The sequence below is a fragment of the Nocardia sp. NPDC004722 genome, from assembly GCF_053601505.1.
On sequence record NZ_JBSGBY010000880.1, the window covers coordinates 1 to 2,586 of the forward strand.

General features: G+C 69.2%; 3 protein-coding genes. 2 read left to right on the plus strand and 1 reads right to left on the minus strand.

Going from position 1 to position 2,586, the window contains the following annotated elements:
- A partial coding sequence (locus ACWELQ_RS43415; protein ID WP_452402803.1) for an MFS transporter occupies positions 1-1,218 on the plus strand: 1,218 nt, incomplete at its 5' end.
- A 25-nt stretch (positions 1,219-1,243) separates the two neighbouring features.
- Here the strand turns inward: ACWELQ_RS43415 and ACWELQ_RS43420 are convergent.
- Positions 1,244-1,780, minus strand: coding sequence for a MarR family winged helix-turn-helix transcriptional regulator (locus tag ACWELQ_RS43420; protein WP_452402804.1), 537 nt, complete (start codon positions 1,778-1,780; stop codon positions 1,244-1,246).
- A gap of 60 nt (positions 1,781-1,840) precedes the next feature.
- Here ACWELQ_RS43420 and ACWELQ_RS43425 point away from each other — a divergent pair, with 60 nt between their 5' ends.
- On the plus strand, positions 1,841-2,533 hold the full coding sequence (locus ACWELQ_RS43425) for an MFS transporter (protein ID WP_452402805.1): 693 nt from the start codon (positions 1,841-1,843) through the stop codon (positions 2,531-2,533).
- Positions 2,534-2,586 lie beyond the last annotated feature (53 nt).

Consider the following 2,586-nt stretch of genomic DNA (forward strand, 5'->3'; position numbering starts at 1 on the left):
AAGGCGCGCCTGGCGCTGTTCGCGGTGTTCGGCCTCAACGGGATGCTGTCGGCCGTCTGGATCGTGCACATCCCCGCCGTCACCGCCCGCACCGGCGTGGCGCCCACCACGCTCGGCATGCTGATCCTGCTCATGGCGGCCTGCGCCATCCTCGGCATGCAGGCCGCCGGACCGCTCGCCGACCGCTTCGGCAGCCGCACCCTCACCGCGGCCGCCGCCACCCTGCTGTCGGCGGCCCTCCTCGCCCCCGTCTTCGCCGTCTCTCCCCTCACCCTCGCACTGGCCCTGTGCGCCTTCGGTTTCGGCAACGGCGCGATCGACGTCTCCATGAACGCCCAGGCCGTCCACATCGAACGCGCCTACCCCCGCCCCATCATGTCCGCCTTCCACGCCTTCTTCTCCTGCGGCGGCTTCCTCGGCTCCGCCTACGGCGCGGCCACCCAGCACGCCCACTGGCCCATCCACCTCACCTTCGCCCTCGCGAGCGTCGCCGGTCTCGCCACCGTCGCCCTCGCGATCCCCCGCCTGCTTCCCCACACGACCCCCGCCGGAGCCACCGCGACAGCGGCCGGGGACGACCACCGGGACGCGGATCACGCACAGACTCAATCCCTTCCGTCACCCGTGGATAGTGACGGACGAATCGGGCGAAAGGTCGTGACGCTGGGGCTGATCGCGTTCGCACTGCTGATGGCCGAGGGGGTCGCGGCGGATTGGAGTGCGCTGCAAGTGAAAGGGCGGCTGGGGGTGGATGCGGGGACGGCGGCGCTGGCGTTCACGGGGTTCTCGCTGACCATGACGCTCGGGCGGTTCGGGGCCGATCGGGTGAGCGGGCGGTTCGGGCGGGTGGCGATCGTGCGGTGGGGAACGCTGTTGGCGGCCATCGGATTCGGGCTGGTGGTGGCCTCGGGGTGGCTGCCGTTGACGCTGCTGGGGTGGACGCTGTGCGGCATCGGGCTGTCCGGCGGGGTGCCGCAGGTGTTCACGGCCGCGGGAAATCTGGGGTCGGCGACGGCGGCCACCGACATGTCGCGGGTCTTCGGACTCGGTTACGTGGGGCTGCTGGCCGGACCGGCGATCATCGGCTGGCTCGACAAATTGGTCCCGCTGACCGCCGCGATGACAGTGCCGCTGGTCGCGATGTTGCTGTGTGCCTGGGGCGCCCGGGCCGTGGCGGGACCACGGTCGTGGATTCCGGCCACCAGCCCGCCGGAATGACGGGCCGACTCATGCCCGGCGCGGATCAGGCCGTGCGCGTGGGCCTTTCGCGCGCCGTCGCGCCGAAGTCGCCGATGATCTCGGCGTGGTCGAGGAAGTCGTCGACCATGCGGTGGTTGAGGACGGCGAGGGCCTTCAGCTCCTCGGTGCTCCAATCGGCCAGGGCGTCCTGCATCCAGCCGCGCATCACGCCGCGGATCGCCTCCATGGCATTGCGTCCGGCCGCGGTCGGACGGGCCAGCTGGGCGCGGCCATCGTCCGGGTCGGCGACGCGCTCGACGTAGCCCGCCTTCTCCAGGCGCTGGATCTGGCGGGTGACGTGCGGGGCCTCGACGTCGAGGCGAGTCGCCAACTCCCCCAACCGCATCGGCTCGTCCGCGTCGGCGAGCAGCCGCAGCAGCGGCACGCTGGCGCGATCCATGGTCAGCCCGCACTTGACCATGGCCTGGTCGTGGCGGCGCACCCGGGTCAGGAGATAGGCCACGCGGGCCAGCGCGCGCTCGAGTTCGACGATGTGACCTGAGTCAACTTCGCTGGCGGTTGTGGCTTCCGATCGCGGCATGTGGTTATCTTACGAAACCCATTTACTTAATTTTGGTAAGTAAACCAAAGGATCGCCGCCATGACTACGACCGCTGTCGGTCAGGTCGACGGGACCAAGCCCGACGATCATTCGAAGGCCCATTTGGGGCTGACCCTGCTCGCGCTGTGCGCGGCCGGGCTCGTCGTATCGCTGCAGCAGACCGTGGTGATTCCGCTGCTGCCCCGCTTCATCACCCAGCTGCACACCGACGTCGCCGGCGTCACCTGGCTGTTCACCGCCGCTTTGCTCTCCGGAGCCGTTGCCACGCCGTTGCTTTCGCGCTTCGGCGATATGTACGGCAAGAAGCCGATGGTCATGGTCACCATGGGCGTGCTCATCGTCGGCTCGGTGATCTGCGCCTTCGCCACCTCGCTGCCGGTCTACATCGTCGGCCGTGCGCTGCAGGGCATCTCGTCGGCCATGATCCCGCTGGCCATCGGCATCATCCGCGATACCTTCCCGCGCGAACAACTGGTCCGGGCCATCGGCATCGTCTCCGGCACCATGGGCGTCGGCGGCACCGTCGGCCTGCTGGCCACCGGCATCATCGCCGACCACACCACCAACCCGCACCCGGTCTTCTGGCTGACCGCCGGTCTCGGCGTGATCGCCACCGTGCTGATCCAGGTCAGCGCGCAGAACAATGGTGTGCGCCACGGCGGCAAGCCCGACTACGTGGGCGCGGCGCTATGCGCATTTCACCGCTACACCAGGAATTCCAGTCTCCCCTGAAGTACTCTAGTCTGCCCGTATCGACTGCAGGCCCGCGGTTGAGCCGCGAGTTT